Annotated in this window: 28 protein-coding genes; 24 read left to right on the top strand and 4 right to left on the bottom strand. The window is 53.7% G+C overall.

Annotated features, from left to right (window positions below; all coding sequences use genetic code 11):
• Window positions 1-43: 43 nt before the first annotated feature.
• Window positions 44-1426, bottom strand: coding sequence for an FAD-dependent oxidoreductase (locus tag ALTAJ2_RS03095; protein ID WP_007110735.1), 1383 nt, complete (start codon window positions 1424-1426; stop codon window positions 44-46).
• Between the two features lie 450 nt (window positions 1427-1876).
• Between ALTAJ2_RS03095 and ALTAJ2_RS03090 the strand changes: the two genes are divergently transcribed.
• Window positions 1877-2500 (top strand): class I SAM-dependent methyltransferase, encoded by a 624-nt coding sequence (locus ALTAJ2_RS03090; RefSeq protein WP_007110736.1) that lies wholly within the window; start codon window positions 1877-1879, stop codon window positions 2498-2500.
• 54 nt (window positions 2501-2554) lie between these two features.
• Here ALTAJ2_RS03090 and ALTAJ2_RS03085 read toward each other — a convergent pair whose 3' ends face one another.
• Complete coding sequence (locus ALTAJ2_RS03085) at window positions 2555-3295, bottom strand: glutamate/valine-rich protein (RefSeq protein WP_007110737.1); 741 nt, start codon at window positions 3293-3295, stop codon at window positions 2555-2557.
• A gap of 657 nt (window positions 3296-3952) precedes the next feature.
• Here ALTAJ2_RS03085 and ALTAJ2_RS03080 point away from each other — a divergent pair.
• The 10 genes from ALTAJ2_RS03080 to ALTAJ2_RS03045 all read left to right on the top strand — a co-directional run bounded on the left by ALTAJ2_RS03080 (window position 3953) and on the right by ALTAJ2_RS03045 (window position 10335).
• On the top strand, window positions 3953-4564 hold the full coding sequence (locus ALTAJ2_RS03080) for a hypothetical protein (RefSeq protein ID WP_007110738.1): 612 nt from the start codon (window positions 3953-3955) through the stop codon (window positions 4562-4564).
• Window positions 4565-4720: 156 nt separating this feature from the next.
• Window positions 4721-5221: a hypothetical protein gene (locus tag ALTAJ2_RS03075; RefSeq protein WP_007110739.1), complete on the top strand. Its 501-nt coding sequence runs from the start codon at window positions 4721-4723 to the stop codon at window positions 5219-5221.
• 1 nt (window position 5222) lies between these two features.
• Complete coding sequence (locus tag ALTAJ2_RS03070; protein WP_007110740.1) at window positions 5223-6221, top strand: tyrosine-type recombinase/integrase; 999 nt, start codon at window positions 5223-5225, stop codon at window positions 6219-6221.
• A gap of 239 nt (window positions 6222-6460) precedes the next feature.
• Entirely contained in the window at window positions 6461-6616 is a 156-nt protein-coding gene (locus ALTAJ2_RS19400) for a hypothetical protein (RefSeq protein WP_160163703.1), read from the top strand.
• 559 nt (window positions 6617-7175) lie between these two features.
• The gene (locus ALTAJ2_RS03065; protein WP_007110741.1) at window positions 7176-7445 is read left to right on the top strand and encodes a hypothetical protein; all 270 of its coding nucleotides are present in this window, start codon (window positions 7176-7178) and stop codon (window positions 7443-7445) included.
• Window positions 7445-7648, top strand: a complete 204-nt coding sequence (locus ALTAJ2_RS19080) for a hypothetical protein (RefSeq protein ID WP_144240203.1) — start codon at window positions 7445-7447, stop codon at window positions 7646-7648. Before ALTAJ2_RS03065 ends, ALTAJ2_RS19080 begins: the two co-directional genes overlap by 1 nt.
• Before the next feature lie 184 nt (window positions 7649-7832).
• Window positions 7833-8012, top strand: a complete 180-nt coding sequence (locus ALTAJ2_RS03060; RefSeq protein ID WP_049900954.1) for a hypothetical protein — start codon at window positions 7833-7835, stop codon at window positions 8010-8012.
• A gap of 7 nt (window positions 8013-8019) precedes the next feature.
• Entirely contained in the window at window positions 8020-9549 is a 1530-nt protein-coding gene (locus ALTAJ2_RS03055; RefSeq protein WP_275039518.1) for an RNA-guided endonuclease TnpB family protein, read from the top strand.
• Between the two features lie 63 nt (window positions 9550-9612).
• On the top strand, window positions 9613-10011 hold the full coding sequence (locus ALTAJ2_RS03050; RefSeq protein ID WP_007110743.1) for a hypothetical protein: 399 nt from the start codon (window positions 9613-9615) through the stop codon (window positions 10009-10011).
• Between the two features lie 105 nt (window positions 10012-10116).
• Window positions 10117-10335 (top strand): hypothetical protein, encoded by a 219-nt coding sequence (locus ALTAJ2_RS03045; protein ID WP_007110744.1) that lies wholly within the window; start codon window positions 10117-10119, stop codon window positions 10333-10335.
• A gap of 10 nt (window positions 10336-10345) precedes the next feature.
• Here the strand turns inward: ALTAJ2_RS03045 and ALTAJ2_RS19075 are convergent, their stop codons facing one another.
• Complete coding sequence (locus tag ALTAJ2_RS19075) at window positions 10346-10645, bottom strand: hypothetical protein (RefSeq protein ID WP_144240202.1); 300 nt, start codon at window positions 10643-10645, stop codon at window positions 10346-10348.
• Entirely contained in the window at window positions 10642-11106 is a 465-nt protein-coding gene (locus tag ALTAJ2_RS03040; protein ID WP_007110745.1) for a winged helix-turn-helix domain-containing protein, read from the bottom strand. The genes ALTAJ2_RS19075 and ALTAJ2_RS03040 overlap by 4 nt, the downstream gene beginning before the upstream one ends.
• A 147-nt stretch (window positions 11107-11253) precedes the next feature.
• On the opposite strand from ALTAJ2_RS03040, the gene ALTAJ2_RS03035 reads away from it, so the two are divergent.
• From ALTAJ2_RS03035 to ALTAJ2_RS02985, 13 genes are all read left to right on the top strand, one after another.
• Window positions 11254-11589 carry a hypothetical protein gene (locus ALTAJ2_RS03035; RefSeq protein ID WP_007110746.1) on the top strand — a complete coding sequence of 112 codons (336 nt, stop codon included), beginning with the start codon at window positions 11254-11256 and terminating at the stop codon, window positions 11587-11589.
• 51 nt (window positions 11590-11640) lie between these two features.
• Window positions 11641-12282: a hypothetical protein gene (locus tag ALTAJ2_RS03030; protein WP_049900957.1), complete on the top strand. Its 642-nt coding sequence runs from the start codon at window positions 11641-11643 to the stop codon at window positions 12280-12282.
• An 18-nt stretch (window positions 12283-12300) separates the two neighbouring features.
• Window positions 12301-13329: an ATP-binding protein gene (locus ALTAJ2_RS03025; protein WP_144240201.1), complete on the top strand. Its 1029-nt coding sequence runs from the start codon at window positions 12301-12303 to the stop codon at window positions 13327-13329.
• Between the two features lie 118 nt (window positions 13330-13447).
• The gene (locus ALTAJ2_RS03020; protein ID WP_338041735.1) at window positions 13448-14308 is read left to right on the top strand and encodes a DUF6610 family protein; all 861 of its coding nucleotides are present in this window, start codon (window positions 13448-13450) and stop codon (window positions 14306-14308) included.
• Between the two features lie 62 nt (window positions 14309-14370).
• On the top strand, window positions 14371-14814 hold the full coding sequence (locus ALTAJ2_RS03015) for a hypothetical protein (protein WP_007110750.1): 444 nt from the start codon (window positions 14371-14373) through the stop codon (window positions 14812-14814).
• Between the two features lie 129 nt (window positions 14815-14943).
• Window positions 14944-15402: a JAB domain-containing protein gene (locus ALTAJ2_RS03010; RefSeq protein WP_160163704.1), complete on the top strand. Its 459-nt coding sequence runs from the start codon at window positions 14944-14946 to the stop codon at window positions 15400-15402.
• 239 nt (window positions 15403-15641) lie between these two features.
• Entirely contained in the window at window positions 15642-15932 is a 291-nt protein-coding gene (locus ALTAJ2_RS03005; RefSeq protein WP_007110752.1) for a hypothetical protein, read from the top strand.
• Window positions 15929-16297 carry a DUF6908 domain-containing protein gene (locus tag ALTAJ2_RS03000; protein WP_007110753.1) on the top strand — a complete coding sequence of 123 codons (369 nt, stop codon included), beginning with the start codon at window positions 15929-15931 and terminating at the stop codon, window positions 16295-16297. The genes ALTAJ2_RS03005 and ALTAJ2_RS03000 overlap by 4 nt, the downstream gene beginning before the upstream one ends.
• Window positions 16290-16538 carry a hypothetical protein gene (locus ALTAJ2_RS19070; RefSeq protein ID WP_144240200.1) on the top strand — a complete coding sequence of 83 codons (249 nt, stop codon included), beginning with the start codon at window positions 16290-16292 and terminating at the stop codon, window positions 16536-16538. The genes ALTAJ2_RS03000 and ALTAJ2_RS19070 overlap by 8 nt, the downstream gene beginning before the upstream one ends.
• On the top strand, window positions 16538-16822 hold the full coding sequence (locus tag ALTAJ2_RS02995; protein WP_007110754.1) for a hypothetical protein: 285 nt from the start codon (window positions 16538-16540) through the stop codon (window positions 16820-16822). The genes ALTAJ2_RS19070 and ALTAJ2_RS02995 overlap by 1 nt, the downstream gene beginning before the upstream one ends.
• A complete protein-coding gene (locus tag ALTAJ2_RS02990; protein WP_007110755.1) occupies window positions 16822-17190 on the top strand; it encodes a hypothetical protein in 369 nt (122 codons plus the stop codon). Before ALTAJ2_RS02995 ends, ALTAJ2_RS02990 begins: the two co-directional genes overlap by 1 nt.
• On the top strand, window positions 17187-17375 hold the full coding sequence (locus ALTAJ2_RS19065; RefSeq protein WP_144240199.1) for a DNA replication complex subunit Gins51: 189 nt from the start codon (window positions 17187-17189) through the stop codon (window positions 17373-17375). Before ALTAJ2_RS02990 ends, ALTAJ2_RS19065 begins: the two co-directional genes overlap by 4 nt.
• Window positions 17372-17803, top strand: a complete 432-nt coding sequence (locus ALTAJ2_RS02985; protein ID WP_007110756.1) for a hypothetical protein — start codon at window positions 17372-17374, stop codon at window positions 17801-17803. The genes ALTAJ2_RS19065 and ALTAJ2_RS02985 overlap by 4 nt, the downstream gene beginning before the upstream one ends.

The following is a 17803-nucleotide window of genomic DNA, read 5'->3' as shown; positions in this document are numbered from 1 at the left end:
ACACGAGACGGACGGCCGAACGGCACTGTCGTCGTCCGACCGCTCAGTCGTCCGCGCTGGGTTTGACCGCTTTCGGCCCGTCGGAATCGCCGGCACGCGGGAAGTTGTCGATCGTCGCCGATCGGAACGCCTCCTCGTCGAACTCGTACTCGCCGTCGAGGAACTCGAGCAGCGTGTGCGTGTCGCGCATGGCGTTCTTGAGACACGTCGAGGCACCCGGCGACGGCGTGATGTTGAAGATGACGTCGTCGCCGACGATCTTGGCCTCGCCCATGTCCAGGGACTTGTTCTTGGTGTCGACGATCTGCGGTCGGACGCCGCCGTACCCCTTCGCGCGTTCGATGTCCTCGAGTTCGACGCTCGGGACGACCTTCTGGACGTGGGGCAGGAACTGCTTCCGGCCGACGTTCGGGAGATCGTAGACGAGGTTCCGAAGCACGTACGGCAGGAGGATGCGATCGGAGAGGATGTTGGCGTAACTGAGGAACGCCGCCGCGTTCAGTCCGAAGACGTCGAGGAAGTCCTTTACGGTCGAGATGCGGCCGCGCTCGAGCGTCGGAACGAGTTTCGCGGTCGGTCCGAATCGCGTAATACTGCCGTCGTGGACGTCCGCGTCGCCGTGGACGGCCGCGAAGGGCAGTTTCTTCATCTGGAGGGTGTAGACCTTGCCGTTCAGGAGGTCGTCCGCGAGGAAGAAACTCCCTGCGATGGGGAGCAAGACCTTGTCCTGGCCGTAGCCGAGTTCCTTGGCCATCTGGAGGCTGTGGGAGCCAGCGGCGACGACGGTCGCGTCACAATCGAAGCGGCCGTCGGTCGTTGCGATCGTGTAGCCGTCGAGCGTCGGCGTGATGTCCTCGACTGCCGTTCCGGTGAAGACGTCGACGTTCGCCTCGGCGTTCGCCTCCTCGACGAACGATTTCGTCGTCTCGCCGTAGTCGACGACGTAGCCGTCCGGCGTCTGGAGTGCGAGCATCTCCTTCGAGGGATCGCGGCCCTCGACGACTTTCGGTTCGAGTTCGCCGATCTCCTCGCGGTCGATCGGCCGGAGTTTCGGGAAGAGGTCGCCGAAGCCCTCGTCCTCGTAGCGTTCCTCGAGTTCCGCGACTTCCTCCTCACCGACCCCCAGCACCATCTTGCTGCGCTTGGCGTGCATCTCCCGGTCGGGGTCGTGGTTCTCCAGATATCCGGCGAGGAGTTCCGCTCCCTCTTTGACCTCTTCGGCCTTCTCGAGCGTGTAGTTGGTCTCGATGTCCCCGAAGTGGAGGGTCTGAGAGTTGTTCGTGTGGTGGGAGTTGATCGCTGCGATCTCGGATTCCTTCTCGATCAGGGCGATCGAATCGATATCAGTGAACTTTGCGGTCGTGTACAGAAGCGACGCACCACTGATACCGCCGCCGACGATTACTAAGTCGTATTTACCAGACATTATTGGATCGTGTGGGCCGGTATATCAACCGCTCGACTCCAGACCTATAACTCATATTTTTTCGATCGATCTGTCGACGTTCGACGAATACCCTATCGACGACTGCAGGCTCGCGAGTGGGTGACCTTCATCGACAAGCGATTCGCTGCCGACATCACGGCTGTTCGTACTTGTATTGCTCCTTTGGGACTCGTCACCACCTCGTCGTTTCCGCTCTCGGATCCGTCTCACGCCCCGATTCCTGCCTCGTCACCGGGCGATCGATTTCGACATTCGACGTACTGGGAAGCGCATTCGGCTCGAGTCGGAGAGCGAAAACCCCTTTGGAAACTGTGATCTCTCGGTGGGATCCCGCTGAAACAGATATAAACGCTATTAGAGTTGTATAATGGGCCGAGACACTGCGGGTGGAGTCGACTAGCCTTTAGGTGCGCACCGTGAATACCGCACGTGAATTCTAACGAGGTCCGTCGCCAATGGGCAGAGCGGACCGGTGCGTACTCACCGGAATATTACGCCCACTACGGCCCCGACAAGCGCAGCGAGGCGGTCCGCAGTCGACTCGAGCGGTTCGTCGGCCGAGACGCGGCCGTCCTCGAACTCGGCTGTAGTTCGGGCCGTCACCTCGCACACCTCCACGATCACGGCTTCGAAGACCTGCACGGAATCGACGTCAACGACGACGCGTTCGACGTGATGGCGGAGACCTACCCCGACCTCGCTGCCGATGGGACGTTTTATCACGACACGATCGAAGCCGTCGTCGGCGATTTCGCGGACGACCGCTTCGACGCCGTCTACTCCGTGGAAACGCTCCAGCACCTCCACCCCGACGCCGAGTGGGTCCTCGAAGAACTGACTCGGATCACCGCCGACCTTCTCGTTACCGTCGAGAACGAAGGCGAGAGCGATCAGTCGCAGTCGGCCGAGCCGGACGTGAGCTACGTCAACGACGACTTCCCGCTGTACCACCGCAATTGGAACCGCGTGTTTACCGAGTTAGGGCTCCGCGAGGTCGACGCCGAGTCGGGGACACGGGATACCGTCCGCGCGTTCCGGCGGTCACGGGACTAGGCCGTCCGCTGTGCGTCTCGCGGCCGCCGTTGGCCCGAGTCCGACCCGAACTGATTACTCTGCTTCCGAACTCGAGGGACGCGATTCCGCTCGTCCGTCGCGGTCCGAATCAGCATCCGTCTCGGCCGATTCGCCGTCGGTCGAGCCGTCGACTGCCTCGCTGACGGTCTTCTCGACTTCCTCACTGACGGTATCGCTGACGGTTTCCTCGACCTCCTTGCTGACCGTGTCAGTAACGGTTTCTTCGACCGTCTTGGTCACGTCCTCGCTGACCGTCTCCCCGACTCGTTCGGCTACGTCGTCGACCTCTTTGCTGACCGTATCGCTGACGGTTTCTTCGACTTCTTTGCTCACTGTATCGCTAACCGTCTCCTCGACCTCTTTGCTGACCGTGTCGCTGACGGTTTCTTCGACCTCTTTACTCACTGTATCGCTAACCGTTTCCTCGACTTCTTTGCTAACCGTACCGCTGACGGTTTCTTCGACCTCTTTACTCACTGTATCGCTAACCGTTTCCTCGACTTCTTTGCCCACTGTATCGCTGACGGTTTCTTCGACTTCCTTGCTAACCGTGTCGCTAACCGTCTCTTCGACGCGTTCGGCGACTTCGGTGGTCATCCAATCGGGATCGAACCGGGCCATCTTCCACGCGACGTGGATGACGTAGGAGGCCAACACGCCGAGTCCGAACGCGATGCCGATTCCGGTCCCCGCTGCAACGATAAGCGCGACCGCAGCGAAGATCATGATCCCGTAGGCGAGGTCGACCGCAAAGTCGACGCGAGTCGGGTTCATCGGGCGGGCCTCTCGAGCAAACTAGCATCCTCCGTTTCCGAGTGCATGACCGCCTAGAAGGGACCCATCGGAAAATACCCGTCTACTCGAGTCCGCGCTCGCCGACTGCCACTCGGAGTGACGATCACCGCCACCGGTGACGCCGGGCTTTCATCGGATCGGGTGCTCGGCCGCCGACAAGAGTCCGGGTCGGAACCCCCGAGACCGACGCCGACCGCAAGTGGTGGTACGGACTGCGCGCCGTCGAACCGGCCGGTCTCACTGATCGAAGTTAACTCATCCGCGCCAGCAACAGTTTCGACTACAGCGCCCGCTGGCTCGAATGCACGGGTTGAAAGCACGGTCGTTCGTTTGGGCTTCGTTACTGGAACTGATGCTCTTAGACGAGAGACAGTGTCTCTAGTAACAACCGAAACGACCTTGACACTGCTCGGACAGCTATGATCAAGTGTGTCGTGACGGTCAGTGGTACCGTAGTTAGGCCGACTCGAAGAGATCAGATATCTATTCAGTTCTCAGCCACAGCGACGACACGGACGAAACGCTCTGAAATCGTCCGTCGAGCACGTGGTGCGTTATCGTACACAAACGAGCGTTCGGAAAGACAGAACAGTAAGAAGCGGACAGTAATACCGATGCAACCACTGATGTACGAGTATGACCGAACTTGCGAGATATAAATATCAGGAAGCAGAATACTTCTTGAACCGTCTCCGTCAGGCGGACAACGAGGATCACGTCCGATATAATTTAGATGCCTTCTTGGCGGCTGCTCGGGCCGTCACCGAGACACTGGAATTGGATATCGACAAACGGGCTTCCGAAACGTCCGACGAGACACATTGGAACCACGAACTGGCCAGATTCATGCGACACAAGCGGAATTTCGTGATTCACGACCGCCCGTCATTGGTGAAACGAGAAGTCGTGAATCTAAACGAGGACGAGGCTGGCATTATCGTTCGAACGTCTCCGAACCGGTCATCGATTACCTCCGGGCCTCAGGTTTCGACCAACCGCGTACAAGAACCGGCCGAGGGTGCGATCAGCGGCGAATCGGCCCTTCCCGAGGAGGGAGAGACCCACTCAGCTGTGGAGAAGCCGACGGATGAAATGACCCGATACTATTTCGTCGATTTCGAAGATACAGGTGGGAACCTACACGAAGTCCCCGATGAATATACTGAGATGCCTATTCCGGATGTTTGTGAGGCATATCTCGAGTTACTGAACTCGGTCTTGGAGAAGTGGGCGGAACTCACCAATTGAGTTCCCTCGTAGCCTTCCAACGGGCTCGAGGGTTCCTCGCGTTTTTTTTATCGGTCGAAAATCGGCCTCGGCACTCATACAGTGCCGAAGTATCACCAAACGAATAAAAGGTTTTGAGCCGGTTATAGAGATACGGCGGTGTGGAGGCGATGAATTATGACGGACAATGACGAGTACGTGAAACTTTCTGAAGACCGGTGCGCGGTGAAAATCTACCCCGAAAACGAGGTCGCGGAGCAGTGGAGAGAAGAAGCAGATGACCAGGATATCTCCCTGTCCCGCTACCTCCAGAACCTAATCAACGAAGCACGGTCCTACAGGGAATATGGATTGGTGCAGCCTGACGGCAGTCAGTCACGGGTTCAGGAACTTGAGGAAGAAGTCGAACAGCTTCAGCGTCGATTGGAGGAGAAGGAGTCAGAGTCGACGGAGGCTGTCAGCTTTGATCCAGAGACTTTGAAGCAGGAGGTATTGACAGATCAGTACCAGTCCCTGGAGGAGATTATCCAGAGGATCGTGGAGTCTGGGATTTTGAACGATGTCCTGTTGGGTCCGGTGGAGAACCAGTTGTACTTCCTGGCGGCTCAGGATAAGGTGCAGTACGAGCGTGGCTGGGGTTGGAAACTCGCTGAGGAAGAGTCCGGGGGTGTTGCTTAGAATGGCGTCGAAGAAGTATGATGTCTTGCTGGATGCTGATGAGTGGGAGCGGAGAGTCTTCGAGAACAAGCACAAGTGCATCAACGATTGGCTTCGCAGCAAGGATTCTACGAACAAGTCCAGTTCGCGTCGAACCTTGAATTCGTATAGTAGGACTGCGGCCAGGTTCTTCCACGAGTTCTTCCCTGAGGTGCATCCCTCTGATGTAACGGTCGGTGACGTCGAGGAGTACGTCCTGGATCTGAATGATAGGGATGTGGCGCAGAATACGAAGCGGCGGTACATCGAGTCGTTGTCCGCGTTCTATACTTGGGCGATGAAGCGGCCACGGTTCGAGGATATCACTGGTAATCCTGCGGCTGTAGTGTTGGAGGAGATCCCGAAGAAGAAGCGTCCTCGTCCGGAGACCGCGACCTGGGAGAACGGCAGGGAAATCATCCGGAATATCCCGGATCCACGGGATAAGGCGGCGGCTATCTTGATGGCGAAGACGGGTGCCCGGGTCCGTGAGGTCTTGACGGTGAAGGAGAGTGACTTGATGCTGGAAGATGGTTTTATCCGGTTTACGGACAGGAAGGGTGGTCACGAGACGGTGAATCCGTTGGATGATGAAAGCATTCAGGCGATTCGCCGGTTGCAGGCGATTTCCTCGGATGAGTCGGAGTACCTGTTTACAGGTATTCACGGTGGCCGGGTGAAGCGTGAGCGGATTCGCCGGGAAATTCGTCGAGCAGCTGTGAAGGCAGGTGTGATGGAAACGGAGGATGAGGACCGGTGGCACCACAAATTCACGCCGCACTACTACAGGACGATCTTCACCAGTTTGATGCGGAATAACGGGATGCCGGACCACTTCACCCGGTACCTGCGGGGTGACGGTGACCGCGAAGTGATGGACTTGTATACGAAGATTCCTCGGGATCAGGTGAGAGAGGAGTATATTGAGATAATCAAACCCTTGAATCTGTACGGCAGGGCGGATGGAGGTGAGAATCGCTAATCGCTGGACACGATGTGAAGCCGGTGAAGGATCAGACAGGGGATTCGATTGGTGCTGCTGTCTGGCTTTCTCCGGATGAAGTGGAGGAGTTACTGGAGTCTGGTTCGGTGGAAATCACTCTTGACCAGGGGTGATTCCATCCTCCATTTTTCTTTTCGCACACGGAGGGTGTTCACCGTACACCGAACTTATTTAAAATGTCTTACACAATTCGTGGTTGAAGAGGTGTACTTGTCATAATGGATACGCAGAAAGTACTGGTAGAAGCATCTGAACCCGCCGAATCGGGAGAAAACCGAGAGGAGTCAAGTCTTGGTCCTGAGGAGAGAGCTGTCAACCGGTACAAGCGACAAGCTGGTGAAGCAGATAACCAGGACATCTACTTCGGAAAGTGATCAAGTAGTGAAATCTGTACTCGCTTTAGTAGCGATTCTATTGATATTGTTAGCGCCTATAGCGCAGGTACGAGCTGAGGAAGGTTCTGGGGCTATGATGGAATGGTCCGGAGTTTCTACACTGGGCGCAGTAACTAAGCTGGGTGAGACAGGTGGCATAACTGAATCCGGATATCACGTCCAGTTCAGAGATCTGTGTTCAAAATCAGATACAGAATGTTATCTAAGTGTGGCCGGAGTTCCTCTCTGGCTTCCTTATTAGAGGGTGAGAGAAAGTGAAAATTGATACAGAGCTAATTTATCGGTTAGTGGTTGTTGCTGGAATGGCCTTCGCCTTAGGTGTGTTAACTGGAGATGAGTTAGCTTGGGAAACGCAGGCTATGGAGGAGTTCTGCAAGTACCAGAACGAGTCTTGGAAATACTCTACTTTCTCCTATGGGACTGACGGGTACCTCCAAGTAACCTGTGAGAGACCGGATGGTGTGACCGTATTTTACAGTCAATATGTAGAACCTGAAACGCCGTATGCTAATACATCAACTGGAGGTGAGAGTCGGTAGTGGTTGACTGGTTTAAGTGGAAGACGATTGGAATCGGCGGTGTAGGAATTGGTCTGGTTCTCACAGGCATTCAGCTGGGGCTTCTGGTAATCCTCCAGTTCTTTGACTGGAGCACTATCCCGGCCCTGAGTGATGGGCAGATGCTTATCGTTTTCATCGCCGGACTCCTATTTGTATATCTGGGCGTGTTTTTGCACAGAGTAGCTGATGAGAGGCTGGAGAAGAGAATACAGGAACTCCGAGAAGAAAACAGGGGTGAAAGCCGGTAGTGGATCTGGATGAAGCCTTCATGTACTGGTTTGGTGTATTTGCGGCTTCTCTTTTCGTAGCAATTGTCCCGCTATATCTTTACACAGTATTTACTGACTTCCCCCGGTTCTCCACGATGGTTCTGGTTGTTGTAGTTGTACCTCCTTTGCTCATGTATGCTGCATCAAATTGGTTCGAGTCAGATGGAGGTGAGAACCGGTAGTGTTGCTTGAGGATGTTCAGGAGGAGTGGGAGGACGCGTATTTTGAAATCCTTGATACTCTCTATGAGGAGGCTACGCCGGGTCTGGATTGCCAGACAGGTGAGAAGGCCCCTTTCTAATCTTTGATTAGGTAGTGGGATGAATCACCACCGCATATAAAAAAGTTGTAACTTATTGTTTCGTTATGAGTGTGACCAAGAGAGTCACTGATGAGGCAGAAGAGTATGTCAGTGACAACAAGAAAAAACACGAAACCTGGATGGAAGCACTCGACCGACTACTCGGACTCACAGAAGAACCGATGACAGAAGAACGGGTCCGGGAAATCACACGGGATGAAATCCAGAAAATGCAGCACAGGTGAATACTGAATTAACCGAAGCAGAAAATACCGGCTCTACCCCTCAGAAGAGGACGAAGAGGAACTGGAGAAGCACCTGGAACTGTGCCGCCAAACCTACAACCACTTCCTCGAACAACTCAACGAAGCCAGCGAAATCCCATCAAAATACGAGATGCACAATCGGCTACCAGAACTCAAAGACGAGTGGCAGGAACTCAAGCAAGTCCACAGCAAGGTCTTACAACGAGTAGTCACACAGCTCTATGACAACCTAAAATCTCTTTCCGAGCAGAAAAAGAACGGGTACAAAGTTGGTAAACTACGATACAAGGGCAAGGGATGGTTCAAAACCATTGAATACAACCAGTCCGGTTTCCAGGTCAAAGAAACAGATACCAGGTTAGATCTTCTCCAGCTCTCCAAGATCGGGAAAATCCCAATCCGACTACACCGGGAAATCAGGGGAGAGGTCAAAGGCATCATCGTCAAGAAAGACAGTGCTGGTGACTGGTTTGCTATTTTTCAAACAGAGCACGATGAGCCAAATATTTCTGTAACTGATAGTGATTCGGAGAAATCGGTTGTTGGAATTGATCTTGGTATAACTCACTTTGCAGTTGACAGTGACGGCAACCGTATTGAACACCCGAAGAACGTAGAGAAAGCAGAGGAGCGATTGCAGAAAGAGCAGAGAAACCTGAGCAGGAAAGAGAAAGGCAGTAACAACTACGAGAAGCAACGAAAGGAACTGGCTAGAGTTCATAAGCGGGTGAAGAACCGTCGTACCGATTTCCTGCATAAGCTCTCTACTGCATACGTCAACAAGTACGATATAATAGCTGTAGAGGATTTAAACGTCAGCGACATGGTGCAGGGACAGAAGAACAGTAAGAATACGATGGACTCTGCGTGGAGGACGTTTATCCAGATGCTTCTGTACAAGGCTGAGAGCGCCGGTACAGAAGTCATCCTGGTAGACCCCAAAGACACCACTAAAGAGTGCTCCAAGTGCGCAGTCAAGACAGATAAAAAACTGTGGCAAAGGAAGCATAGTTGCCCATCGTGCGGTTATGAAACAGATAGGGACTTCAATGCCGCAAGGAACATCCTTAGAAAAGGGATTGAAGAGTCAGAGATTGTAGGCAAGGGACAGGCCGAAGTTACGCCTGCGGACACTGGTACCGCTGCGGACACAAAGAACTCAGAATCTTTCTGTGATGTGTCTGCAAGTACCGTGGTCGAAACAGGAAGCCCCCTTCCACCTCGAAGCATAGCGGAGAGATGGTGGCGGGTAGTTCACAGTGAGTTGGATCCAGGTGACGCAGTCACAGATAGTCCTCCAACTTACCTTAGGCATTATCTGGATGCTGATAGGCAGGAAGAGTTGATTGAGGAGGTTCTCGACGATTACAGTATCCCGGAGGATTTGTACTTTGATGCGAAGAAGGCGGTGTTTCTGAGTAAGGGTCCTTCTGCCAGTTTGGAGACCGTGGACCGTGCCCGGGAGGAAGCAGATCTCGAACCGGTTTCAGAAATGCTCGACGAGGGTGGTGCCTGAATCGAAATCTACGACGCTGAAGTTGATTGGAAGGAGGATGTTGCGAATGATCCTCGGCTTCATTTGACTGCTGAGGATATCCCTACTATCGATGAGCTCCAGTATGAAGGCTCAGTAGAAGAGGGTCTTTGGTACGCGGAAAGCGACGACGGTTTTGTCTCCTACTTTGCCTGGGATGGTGGTCAGCAGGACGGGTACAGTGGCCGTCACTTCGATATCACGACGGTTGACGGTGAGGATGTGACGTTGAAGGGTCCATGGAGCAGCCGTGCAGGAGTGTTTAACAAACGCGGGTATGGTCCCGTGATGGATGTCCGGTACAACAGTACCAGAGCGGGTGCGATCACGGTTGATGCAGCTGAGGAAGCTGTCGACGAGTACCTGGAGGACGTCGAACTGGAGAGAACGGTGAAGTTCAGCAACGATGAGCCGTACTGGGTACCGACCCGAGTAGAAGGGTGATTCACGATAGAACTGGAATATGATCCTGACCGGAATGCGCCGGCTGGTGGTACGATAATCCTTGACCAGCAGTATCAGTGGCCGGAAGAGTTCGACATAGATACGATGCAGAAGATCGTTGTTGACCAGGCTGAGGATTACGGCCACACGGTCAGGGACAGCACGGATCCGTACTTTTCGATAGAGACTGGTGGTGACCTGAGGTATGACCTGCTGTATACTCGGCCAGAGGAGGGTGTGAAGGCTGTTGCTGAGTACGATGTCGACGTTGGTGAGGTCGTGGATTTTCAGAAGATCGATGAGATTGTCGAGGACAGTATGTGAGGGGTTCGGGTCAGTACTCTTGTGTCGGGTATAGAGGGCAGTTGCTACAGTCTTCGGGTGCTTCGGTTTTGGAGTATCGTGGTTCTGTGCAGCCGATTACTTTCGGGGATCCGTCGTCGTGGGTTTCCAGGACTTCCTGTGTGCAGATGGTGTCGTCTTTCAGGTGGCAGGGAGTGATGTTCTCCCCGGTTTCTTTGACTCTGATGACGGCGTCCTGGGACTGAACGAAGCTGACCTTTCTTTGTTCAGAGAATTGGTTCCATTCTTCTTTACTGATTCTCCGGTGTTCCAGGTTTTCGTCGCTGGTCATCTGTTGAGGAGGTTGCGGATTTTTTCAGCGACTTCTTCCCATTTCTCGGTGTGGATTTTTCTCTCGAGTTTCTTGTCGTCGACGAGGTCTTCGTCTTCTACACCGCTTAGCTGGGCTTGGTAGTCTTCCTCCAGTCTGGTTTCTGCTTCTTCGAGTTCTTCGAGCGCTTCCAGTACATCGTCTTCGTTGTCTTCGAGTTGTTTGATGAGGTGTTCTCCCAGGGGTGTCAGGTCGTATGTCTTGCCGGAGTCGGTGGGGCGGTAGATGAGTTCGGCGTCGAGCAGCATTTCGATGTGGTCTTGGAGAGCTCCGCGTGTGATGCTGAGGAAGTCGCTGATCTGGTTGAGGGATGCGTCTTCGCTTAGGCCGTAGAGTATGGCGAGACGGGCTTCGTGGGAGAGTCCTTTGTATATTCCTGCCAGGTCTTCGAGTTCGTCTTCTGAACGCGATTCAAACCCCATTAGCCGTATCGTCCGTCCGACGCGCCTTAATACATTTGCGAAGAAGCCTGTGACGGTTATCTCTCTTTTTTGGTTTATACCTAAATTTGGATAAGCCTTAACTTCTTGGATGTCCGTAGGTTGAGGTGGAGAGGTTGAGACACAGGTATGGTTCAAATGGCAATCGGATCGGCTGTCCTGGGAGGGCTCGCAGGAGTCCTGTTCCTGGTCGCGGTGTATGGAACGGCGACAGGCCGGGTTGCTGTTACCGCGGTGACCGGGATCGGTTTCGCAGGGGTAGCAGCGATGGTGATCGAGTCAGGGATCCGTGGAGAGTTGCTGTTGCTCTTGATGGGTTCGGCGTTCGCAGTTTTCACTGCGGGTGTCGTCCTGTTCGAGCCTGTTCCGGACAGCACCAGTCAAGCAACCCAGAGCAGAGACGGTGAGGACGAAGAGGAGGAGACTGGTGAGGAGTATCGTGAGATCACTACGCCGCAACTGTAAGAAAAAAGGGCTATGACACTGTTTCAGCTACGTCCCGATGTCCGTAGACTGGTGGGCCTGGAGAAGAATCAGGAACAGCAAGATGAACAGGAAGAAGATTCCGAGGTCCTTGATTCAGGATACAGTCACGAGGAGATCCGTGGCGATGTTGAGGAGCGGGAGGAGTTCCTGAGTCATTTGGACAAGGAGATTGAGAAGGCGGAGCGGAAGGCGAAGTTGCATTTCCGTGAGGCTTTGCAGTCGGAGGGTGCTGAGAAGCGTAGGCACTATCGGAAGGCTAACGGCTACAAGACGTACCGTGACCAGTTCCAGGAGATCTCGGAGCAGGTTGCGAACGGTCAGGAAACCTTGGCTGTGATGGATGTGGAGGCGGTCAAGGAGAAACTGGCTAAACGGGTTGAGGATCTCGGGTTCGATATCGATGTGACCGAGATGCCTGTCGACGACGTCTCCTCTTCCATCGAGGACAACAGCTTCGAGAACAGGGAGCGGGAGAAGGTCAGGGATCAGTTGCAGCGGAGTCAGCAGGTGGCAGGCGATACCGAACCGCCGTACCAGGAGCTGATGGATGAAGGGGATACGATGGAGGCGGAGCAGATTCAGCAGGAAGTCGATGAGCTCGCCGGCGGTGACCAAGGTAATCGGGATGATGAGTTGGATGAACAGATCCGGCAGGACCTGGAAGACCTGTAATCCTCAGGGTGGTTGTTTTTGCTTGAATCTGAGTATGAGTCACGGGCGAAAGATCTCCGTGACCGAGCCAGTGAGGTAGAGGACCAGGAGGAGGCTTCGCGCCTGTTCAAGCGGAGTAGTTCCCTGTACCGTAAGGCTGCGGAGAAGACGGGTAACAGGGAGAAGGCTTCTGCGTTGAACCAGTTGGCAGAACAGTTGGAGCGGGAAGCTGACAAGGCATTACAGACGGAATCTGTTCCTGTACAGGAGACCGGTTCTTCGTATTTCTCGAGTCCGCCGGATGTGGATTTCTCGGATGTCGGTGGGATGGAGGATTTGAAGAGTCAGCTGCGGGATCAGGTGGTCACTCAGTTTCAGGAGACGGAGTATCGGGGTGCCTTGGGTGTCTCTCCTACGAACGGGATTTTGCTTTATGGTCCGCCTGGTACGGGGAAGACGCTTGTCTCGAAGGCGGTGTGTGGTGAGCTTGGGTATCCGTGGGCGGAGGTGGATACGGCTGACTTGGTGTCGAAGTATGTCGGTGAGTCGGCGGAGCAGGCCCAGCGATTGTTCCAGGAGGCGTTGGAAATACAGCCGTGCGTGGTGTTCTTGGATGAGATTGATGCGGTGGCCGGTCACCGTGGGCAGGGTGTGAAGACGGATTCGGAGCGGCAGCGGGTGAATCAGTTGCTTCAGTCCTTGGACCGGGTTCAGGGGGAGGATATCTTGGTGGTTGCGGCGACGAATCTGTTGGAGGAGGTTGATTCTGCGATCCGTAGATCCGGGCGTTTTGACGAGGAGATCCAAGTGGGGCTTCCTGATGAAGATGCTCGGCGGAAGATATTGAAAGTGCATCTCCGGGATAGGGAGCACCGTGTTCGAGGAGAGGAATTGCAGGAGGTGGCTGAGACGACGGACGGGTTTTCGGGCAGTGACTTGGAGTCCTGTGTTGAGAGCGCGGCTCAACAGGCTCACATCGAGTCGATTGAGGACGATCGTTTGCAGCCGATCAAGTTCCAGCACTTACAGAATGCAGTCCGTGACTTTTCCAGAGAGGAGGAGTCGTGAAGTTGGCGAGTTCTGTTTTTCAAGCTTGCTGAGAAGCTGTTGTGTAGGGTGATTCCGGGTAGAGAGGTACGATTTACAGGATGCTCAGCAGCTTCAGTACTGCGCCAGCACCGGTCGTATCCCTTTTGCTATAGAGGCGTTTGAGGCTGGTTTTCTTCCAGGGAATCGTGAGGACAGCAGCTACCAGTTGACTGAGGAACACACGAATGTAGATATCCCGGAGGGCTTCATCGACAACGATTACGAGAACCCGGACCTGGATAGATTTCTTCAGGAGTTCCAGGAAAGAGAGCCGCAGGTGGCGGTGATCGGTGACGCCTACACCAGGGAAGAGGCGGAGAAGTACCAGGAAACGATTGACGACCTCGCTGAGGAGTACCCGTACCGGCGTTTCGTCGTTGCGCCGAAGTGTGGGGAGGCTTTCGAGGCTCTGAATCCCGATACTACGACTCTGGGTTATGCTAATGGGAAGAGTGAGGTTCAGGCAGAGGACCTGGGACCGGTGAAGTTCCGTGGATGGGATGTCCACATACTGGGTGGAAACCCGAGGGATGCTTATGACGCTATTCAGGATTTGACTCAGCCGACTCTGGATGATCGAGAGCCAGCTAATGTGGTCGGATACGACTGGAACGGGCCTTTGAGGATGGCGTACTGGGAGTACTGGACTCCGGACGGGTGGAAGGATAACGCAGAGATGACTCCGAGGGAAACCGCCCGGAGATCTTACGAGGAGATCAAGGATTTTCTGAAGGAGAAGGGTGTGTGGCCGGAGATTGAGCCTGTCGAGTTGTATGGTGAGCCTGTGGAGGAGCCGGATGAGTTCATCTGGATGGATAGGGGTGGTGACCCGATTAGTACGCAGGAGGAGTTGGAGGAGGCGTATATCGGGGAGTATGAGGAACGGGGTAAGGTTGCGTTCCAGTCTGAAGTTGAGAAGAAGTTTACCGAGTATCGGGAGGGTTGGAGGCCGGTGTAGCCGCAAGATTTAGGGATTTCCCTAAATTAGGGATTGGTATGACTCGGCCACCGAGGAGTTTGATGAAGCAGTTGGCGGAGGTTCAGTTGTTTCTCAAGGAGGGGCGGTTTGTTGATGCGAAGGAGGAGTTGCGGACGGTCAAGCACTGTGCCAGGAATGTGAGCGAGTCGAACAAGTATTGGGATAACTTGGAGCAGGGCGCTGATTACATCGTCAACTGGATTAACGAGCAGCTTCGTGAGGGCAGACAAGACGGTTTGACTGAGGAAGAGGACGAACTGTTTCGGGATGATATCGGCCTGTTGGCGGCCGGTCTCAAGCCGAAATATTTCATCGCTGAAGAAAGCGAACTGCGGGACGAGTCTTCTGGTCGGGATGGTGAGTTGGCGGAGGCGACTGAGGCGGTGAAGCAGGACCAGATAGATTTCCTTGAGGAAGAGGTTCGCAGGTCAGAGGAGCACTTGATGGAGTTAAAACAGGAGCTGAATGAGCTAAAGGACGAGTAAGCGGTGGACACTTTGGCTGGCATCAGGTTCTTTCTGGAGTCGGTGGTTTCGGTTGTTTTGCGGCCTCCACGGTGTCCTACATAGATATAAAAAAGTTAGATGTCCGGTATTGCATAGGGTGGTATCCTTTTGACAGGACAAGACGAACAGAACCACGAAAACTGCGAAAAAGTCGAGTTTGGAAGTATTTCGGTGAATCTCTCTTATTCAGAGATTGATGAGAAGTTAACCTCTCCGTCCGATGTGAAAAGTCGTTACAACCACTTGAAGGAGAAGCCGAAGGAGTATTTTTACGCGGTGTTCCTTCGGGCCGATAATTCTGTTATCGGTGATAAACTGATTGGTGCGGGCGACCCGTCGAATGTCGCAACAGATATCGGCGATATCGTTAGGACGGCATCCGTGACGAACGCCCAAGCGGTGATTCTGGTCCATAATCATCCAAGCCTGAAGTCTGGAGCAACAGAGGCGGATGTAGAGGTCACAAAGGAGGTTGAAGAGGTTTTACAGTTATTGGGTATTGACCTGCTGGACCACTTAATTATCGCCGAACCGGTCTACAGTATGAAACAGCACGGAGATCTCTGACTCTGTGCTGTATCTCCTCTCTTCTCTTCTTATCGGGTAGTATAATATAGTCGCTGGGGGTTCTGGGGCCTGGTGTATCCCTGTTTTCTAACCCTGATTTCTCTGTGAAGCCCTGATAGAAGCCTGTTGGATGAGCCTGCTGGTTGCGTCGTTTACGGGGCGGGGCCTGTTGGAAGCCTCTGGCAACACCCTACCTACCACCTAATATAAAAAAGTTAGTTTACACTATGTAATGTAAGGTGGTTCAGATTACAGGACAGACCACACAGACAAAGGGTAGCGACCGCACCGCTTCAAATCAACTCACAGATTTTGAACAGAAAATCGTAGACCGTATCCGGGAAATCAAGAACTCGGAATACGCAGAGAAACAAGCCGAGTGGCTGAAAGAATCTGCTGGAGATTTCCACGAAATAACGGCAAGAGAAGACATAGAAGAAACTGAGGAGAACATCCAGAAGATAGCCGAGAAGACGGTCGAAGAGATGGAAAGACCGGAATATGGATTAGAGGGTGAAATCTCTCAGTGAAAGCTGTCAAGGAAATTCTGGCAGCTGAAGGCACTTCTGTTGAGGATATGGACCTCAACGAGTCTTACAGCTACGACGGAGGGGATATCTATAACGACCTGACGATTGAGAAGGTCTACGAGGATGTCCTCAGTGTAGAGCAGCACTACACTAAACGGATGGAGAGATACAGCGACCCAGAAGTCCGGTTTGATATCTCCGACCCAGAGGACTGGACGCCGATAGAATACAGTCAGGCACATCCTCCCGTCCGCACGCGAGATGAGGATGGTCTAGATCTGGATGGATTCCTCAGAACATGGAACAAGAACCTCAAACAGCAGTTCCCTGCGGAAGAAGTCGCTGGAGGTGATTCAGGTGAGTGAGCACGTTCTCTCCGGTTCTTTCCCTACCGAGGTTTTGAAGGAGTTCAGGCTGGACGAGGATGGTGAAGTTGAGCAAGAGATTACAGGGGAAAGCCACCGGCCTGAACACGTAGCGGGAAACAGGGTTGAGTGTTCCTGCGGGAAAAAGTGGAACGGGGTAAATGCTCAGAGCGAAGGCATTGAACACCTGAGGACTGCCTCAGAGATTGACGAAGTAGTAGACAGAGGTGAGAATCAGTAGTGGAATTTGACGACGAGGTTCTGGAAGGCCCTGTCCGTTACGAGGATAAGGGCCTTGCCGCCCGTCTCACCTACAACGAGGAACGGGAGAGCTACCGTGTCGAGTATAGCCCGATCTTGAAGAGTGGAGATATCGCCGAGGAGTGGGAACTGTTCGGCGGTTCGGTCGGCTACACCAGTAGTGAGTACGACGCTGAGGAGGAAGCAAGGGCGTTCTACGACGAACTTGAAAATCTGTCCAACGAGGAGATCCACGACGAGATGTCCGTAGGTGAGAACCAGTAGTGGGAGAGGCGACGATTTATTATCTGAATTGGGATGAGGAGGCTGAGGATCACGGCCCAGCCTCTGAGCTCTTCCACAAGTACGGTGTGGAGTCCGTGCTTGATGAGGATGAGATGCCGCCGTCCGAGTTCTCCGAGGAGGAGTTTGAAGAGTTCTACCGTGAGGTTGCTACGGTTGAAGGTGATTACGAGCATCCGGAGCAGCTTTGGAGAGAGTGGAACCGTGGAAGCCGCGAGGAGAGTCAGGAGTTCTACGATGCCGAGGTTAGATCTATGTCGGTCGGTGATGTCGTGGAGTTGGATGGAGACTATTATCTGGCGAAGGCGATAGGTTTCGATGAAATAGAAGTCGGAGGTGGTCAGGAGTGACCTCCTCTGATCATTCTTATCTCCGTGTCCGAATGAAGAACGATTTTCCAGAATTCACAGGTACTGATTTGGAAATCTACGGTCCGTATGAGGAGGGAGACAAGCCACGAGTTCCAGAAGACAACGCGGATATTATGGTAAATCGAGGGAACGCCGAGTATCTCGACGAGGGTGATGAGTCTTGACGGAGTATGGCTTTGCTGAGGAGGCTCGCCGTGTTGAGGAGGAGTTGGAGAGCCATCAGGAGATTGTGAATGAGCTCCGTGGCTCGCGAGAGTATCAGGAGGCGCTCTTGGAGCAGGGTTGGCACAGAGAGAATGTCGGTATCTCTGTTCAGAAGGTGTCGGACTGGAAGGAGCAGAGGAAGCAGGCGATGGATAAGCAGCATTTCGACTTCCTGCTTCGGGAGATAATTGAGGCGGAGTTGGTCTTCTGGAAGCACTTCTATGAGTTTGACCTTGACCAGGTATTCGTTACCGCTGTTTCGAGCGGCGATCTTAATACTACCAGCCATAGCCCTGAGAATATCGTGAAGACTTGGAAGTGGTTGACTGAGGAGATTGATGCGCCGGAAACCTTGGAGAGCAAGCAAGCCCGCCTGGGTGATCTCTGA

It is taken from the genome of Natrinema altunense (genome assembly GCF_000731985.1).
Classification (GTDB): domain Archaea; phylum Halobacteriota; class Halobacteria; order Halobacteriales; family Natrialbaceae; genus Natrinema; species Natrinema altunense.
This window is presented reverse-complemented; position numbering and strand designations above follow the sequence as displayed.